The sequence below is a fragment of the Methylobacter sp. genome, assembly GCF_004322395.1.
Taxonomy (GTDB): domain Bacteria; phylum Pseudomonadota; class Gammaproteobacteria; order Methylococcales; family Methylomonadaceae; genus Methylobacter_A.
The window spans coordinates 1-5,471 of sequence record NZ_SCTW01000012.1 but is presented as its reverse complement, the minus strand read 5'-3'; the positions used below and the strand labels follow the sequence as shown (position 1 = coordinate 5,471).

At 51.4% G+C, this 5,471-nt stretch carries 3 protein-coding genes; all 3 read right to left on the bottom strand.

Annotated elements, in window-relative coordinates; all coding sequences use genetic code 11:
* On the bottom strand, positions 1 to 1,893 hold a 1,893-nt coding region (locus tag EPO18_RS02220; RefSeq protein WP_292429917.1), incomplete at its 3' end, for a DUF6531 domain-containing protein.
* Between the two features lie 825 nt (positions 1,894 to 2,718).
* A complete protein-coding gene (locus tag EPO18_RS02215) occupies positions 2,719 to 4,788 on the bottom strand; it encodes an amylo-alpha-1,6-glucosidase (RefSeq protein WP_292429914.1) in 2,070 nt (689 codons plus the stop codon).
* On the bottom strand, positions 4,781 to 5,471 hold a 691-nt coding region (locus tag EPO18_RS02210), incomplete at its 5' end, for a DUF3459 domain-containing protein (protein ID WP_292429911.1). The genes EPO18_RS02210 and EPO18_RS02215, both read right to left, overlap by 8 nt.

Genomic DNA, 5,471 nt, shown 5'->3' with positions numbered 1-5,471 from the left:
GACATCGAGCGAGGTGAGCCTCTGGCGCAGATCGTAAGTCAGGGTGGTGACGAGGCCGTTGGGGTCGGTCAGTTGTTCGACTTGGCCGTGCGGGGAGTAGCGGGTCAGCTGGGTGCTATGACCGAGAGCGTCGGTGATTTGTTTGAGCTGGCCGCGGCAGCCGAGGTGTCCTCCTGCGCATACGGCATCGGCCGGGTAATAGTCGTAGGTGGTGACATCGGACAGGTCGGTGCGCGGGCCGTCTTCGACTTTTTGCAGTAATACGCCGGGGACGGCGGAATAGGTATAGGCGGTTTTCCAACTGCGCGCGGTGTTGGCGGCTGTGTCTGTGACGGTTTTGTCGGTGAGGTCGCCTTGGGGGTTGTAGGTGTAAGTAGTCTGCTGGTTGTCGTTGCTGATCTGCACCGGCAGGCGGAAAGTCGGATGCCAGGCCGTGGTGATCGTGCGGGTGGCCGGGGTGGCCGCGCCGCTCGAGGTCAGCCCTTCGGTACGGCTGGTTTCCAGGTTGCGGGTCAGGTCGTAGCTGTAGTTGGTGCGGTTGCCGTTGAAGTCGGTGCGGCTGGCGACGTTGCCGTTGGCGTCATAGCTGAGTGCCGACGCCGAAGCGCCGCAGCCTGAACCGCCGGGCTGGGATTGGCCTTTGCTTTTGACCACGCCGAGTATGGTCTGGAATTGATAAGTGCGCGCGGTGCCCAGTGCATCGGTGACGGTGGTGCTGCCGTCGGCGTTGTAAGCCAAGCTCGCCCGTTCCGCTCCGCCCGCGTGTTCGGTGGAGGTTGCGCGGCCTTGGGCGTCATAAGTGTACGTGGCAAAGCGGTTGCCGTTTTCGTCGGTAATGCCGGTCAGGGCATGGAGAAAAGCGGCGTTTTCGTAGTGATAGGTTTTGCTACTGCCGTCGGGATAGGTGACGGAAGCCAGGTTATTGTTGGTATCGTAAGCGTAATGGTACAGGTCTCCGGCCGGGTCGGTCAGGGTACTGATGCGGCTGGAGGCGTCGTAGGTAAAGTTGAGCTGGTGGCCGAAGCTGTCGGTGACGCGGAGCAGCAGGCCAATAGTGGGCGCTATGGTCGCGGGTGTCGAGGCGTCGCTATAGGCCAGTGTTTGCGTAAGGCCGGAGCGGTCGGCAATGGATATAAGTTTGCCGTTAGCGGCATAGGTTTCTACCGAATTATCAGCGGTGGTGTAGCGCCAGCCTGTGCGGGTGTTGGAACTGTCTTTGAGTTCTTCGAGGCGGTCAGGCACGTCGGCATCGGTGACCCAAGCGCCAGCGCTTAGCTGGAAGTTATATTCTTTGCCGTCATTTCGGCGGATTTTTACCCACGTGCCGGAGGATTGCACGGTACCGGATCGGGTGTAAGCATGATTCCAGCCTGCACCTAATGTGGAACTATTGGCCGTTGTGCTGGCGTTGTAGTATCGGTCGAAGCTCAGGCCGAATGCGCCACCCGGAAAGTCGGTCTCATGTTGCCATTTGTTGCCGGTACCGGCGTTGATGGGGTTATTAACGTCAACACCACAGGTACCGCCATTGCTTTTAGGCGATAATTCACAAGCGCCGGTTGTGGCGTTGCGAACTTGGCCTGTAGGACAGGCAGGGACATTTATGCAAGAAGTGCCGGAAAGTATGCCGCCGACGGGACACGTATAAACAATAGATTTAGAAACGATATACTGATCGGTGTTATTCCATGCAACATTGAGACAATAATAAGAAGTCGACGATATTTGATGACTAAGAGGTTCATTAATGGCAGAACAAGCGGCAGACGCGGTAGAACCGTAAAATTCAGAATAACCAACGACAGTCCATCGATCAGTAGGAACAGCGGAATAACTATCAGCATAAATATTTGACGTAAATAACAAAAACAAAAACAGGATTATCTTAGGCATTGTCAAAACCCAATATAAGAGCGTTGCCGAAAACTAAGTCAGATAGAGAAAATAAAGTTAAATAAATCATGTTATTGGCCTCTTTTTTTTTGGTTTATAAATACAAAGGCTGCCTTTAGACACCATTAAAAAATCATTAAGTGTTTACTTTTAAATCACCAGTTACCACATAAGCGCATGACATGACACGCAATTATAAATTGCAGTTTTATAAAAACAGCTGAATGTGTTTTAGCAATACGGATTCAGGCTTATCCTTTCGGTAAGTCTATCAACCCTCAATCTAAGAACATGAAAACTATGTTCTGGCACCTTTCATCATCGTGTTGGCGGCCATGCCCCAAATGTCTAAAACTTGTACTCGCCCGCAGGATACCGGATAAGAAATTCGGGAGTTATTGAACAGCTTAAACCACGTCCTCATTGTGGCTTAAAAAAATGCCTAGGTATGTCAGCCAAAGCCGAGTCTTTTGTAAGCCTAAGACTAAATCTCAGGTTATGTGACCTTCATCACGGATTTCAGAGCGTTGTAGCGATCCGTCTTATGAGTGTTATCCAGCAATTGGATAATATCAGTAGATGATTCGGAATTAATTTTAACTTCGGGAGTTTTGATCGATAATAGACATCGGATGAGATCCATAAAACGGAGGGATACCTCAGGGACAGAGCGCGGTTATTTTGAGATGTTTTGATTCCAGACAATATTCTTTACGAGTTATAAGCAAGCAGACTCAAAGAAGCAATACAAGTACAGGCTGCATAGTAAACCAACTATCCCGATCCTGTTCGAACTTGCTTTCAACACCGGATAAAACAGATTTTTTATTTAGTCGCTCTTATGGTTTTGTCTTCAGCTACTTTCACCCAAACACGAAGGACTTCCGCTACGCTCCATGCCTGAGCGATACAGCCTCGCGGAGTGAATAAGCCCTCGGCATCGAAAATTTCACTGACGGAGCCGATACAAGCTTCATGCAAATGCCTTTGCAATAATCGATTAAGAAAGTCGCGCGCCTCTTTGCGCTGTTCGGGATGAATGCGCAGCCAGGCATCTGTGTAGGGGCCTACCAGCCAAGGCCAAACGGTGCCTTGATGATAAGCGGCATCGCGGGTGCGAAGATCGCCGTGGTAATCGGCTTTATAGTCGGGATGGTCCGGAGACAGGGTGCGCAGCCCCACAGGCGTCAACAACCGTTCTCTGACATTCTGAAGCACAGGTTGCCAATGCTGTTGATCCAATACCGGATGGGATAGCGATATAGAAAATATCTGATTGGGCCGACAGGCCGGGTCGTCTTCGCCGTTTTCACCGTCGACCAAATCGTATAAGTGTCCAGTCTCGGCATTCCAAAACCGTTGATTAAAGCTAAGCCGGGTGAGATCGGCGAGTTCTGCAATCTTGCTTACGCGTGAGCTTTGATTTTCCTCGTTCAGCCATTTTTCCATCAGGCATAAGGCGTTGTACCACAAAGCATTGATTTCAACCGCTTTGCCGCGGCGCGGCGTAACGACCCAATCATCTAATTTGGCATCCATCCAAGTCAACGCAAAGCGCGGATCGCCTTGAACAAGCAGCCCGTCACCGGGATCGCAGTGAATACCGAAGCGAGTGCCCTGAATGTGATGATCAATAATGTCCAACAGCTTGTGCAGCAATTCCTTGAGTAGACTCCTGTCTCCGGTGATTTCAATATAACGGTACACTGCATGAAAAAACCAGAGAGTCGCATCGGCGGTGTAATACACGCCCTCGCTTTCACCTTCCGGAAACATGTTGGGAATGAGGCCGTCACGCAGGTGATAGGCAAAAGTACGCAGAATGTGTCCCGCCTCGACATGCCGACCGGTAATTAGCGTGAGGCCTTCCAAGCTGATCATCGTGTCCCGTCCCCAATCGGTGAACCAGTGGTAACCGGCAATGACGGTTCGCACATCGCCGCCGGTTGCGCGGATACGCGTAGTTTCGACAACCCGCTTGGTCGGCGCGACAATGAATTGATCGGCTGCCAGCACCAACTGCTGAGCCATGCCTTTATGTAATTCCTGACGTGCTGCTGCCAGCAAATGTTGGCGCCGTTCCAGTTCAGCCTGAAATACATCTGCCGGAGACAGCGCTAAAATGCTTTCCCAGCTTTCAGTAGACGCTATGAAGGTCGCATCTTTACCCTCGGCAAGATCAACGCGAAAATAACCCGGACTCCACAGATCACCCTGAGCGCCATAGCCTCTTTGTTTTTCTATACGGTAAAGAATGTCGGTAAAGCGTTTGGTTTCAATTGTGAATGCCGGGTTTTCGCCATCCATATAAAGACGCAAAGGCGGAATTGAAAGCCCATGAACTTCCAAACGCCCTGCAGAGGCTTGAAGATCATAGGAATCGGCGGGCAGTCCTTCGTCCAAAGCAGCATTATGCCGACGAAAATGTACGGCTACGCGAATCTTAAGCCGCACCGGCCCTATTCCTGAAATCAGGCGATACCCTATATGAACCGTATTACTCATATGGGGCATCAGTATCCGTTTTTCAATCACATGGTTTGGCAGTTCATAGCGCCATACCGGCAACCCTGAGTCCAGGCGAAATTCCCGCAGATTGGACATGCCGTGCAGTTCCAAGGATCCGTCCGCCCATTCGATACCGCCTATTTTTTGGATACTCCCGTCAGGAAACCGAACCAACTCGCTGAGTTGATTAAGCATCACGTAGCGGCCCAGAGGATCGGGATGGGCAACGGTTAAAAAACTGTGGAAGCGACGAGTGGGCACCCCCGAGATCGTCCCAGACGCATAGCTGCCAAGACCGTTCGTGACCAGCCATTCGTGTTTTATCAACGAGTCCTGTTCAGCTGGATCCCCAGTCCAATACGTGCGAATAACAAGATCACTATTCATGATTGACAGTATCCTTGAGTTGGTTAACAGGATTTAGAACAACAGCGGACTCTCCTTGAAGATACCAATTACCTCTTGTGGGCCAGGGCGGCATACCCAAGCCGCCATAACGAGGATCTTCGCTGGCCCATGCCGCATCCCAAACACGTCCATTAGGCGGGGCCAGTAGCGGTTCCGGAGCGGGAACAAGATGAAGATCCCGGCTCAGGTTAACCAATAAAAGACGGTCATCTCCCGGATTTTCCCCGAAAAAACGCATCACCAATGCATCCTGGCTCAATACTGCGCCATCGATGCGGTTGCTTTGTTGGCTGGCCTGAAATACAGCATCATTACGGCGTAGGCTTAGCAGATCGCAGTGCAAGGCATATTCTTCCTTATGCAGATAACGATCGTTCAAGTTCAGTTTTGAATGCGTAAACGTTACCGGGTTGCCGGGATCCGGCAGCCGGGCCTGCATTTCGGGTGTTGCCAACGATCGAAATTGGGCCAGAAAATGAGAGCGTCCCCGCGCCACCAAATAGGCAATTTCATCTTTATGGTCGGCAAAATAAAAGAACGGGCTGGTGGCCGCAAACTCCTGGCCTTGAAACAACATGGGCGTCTGCGGAGCCAATAAAAACAGCGCGGTTAAAGCACGATAGCGGTTAGGGCTGGTCAATAAATGAACACGTTTGCCGCTG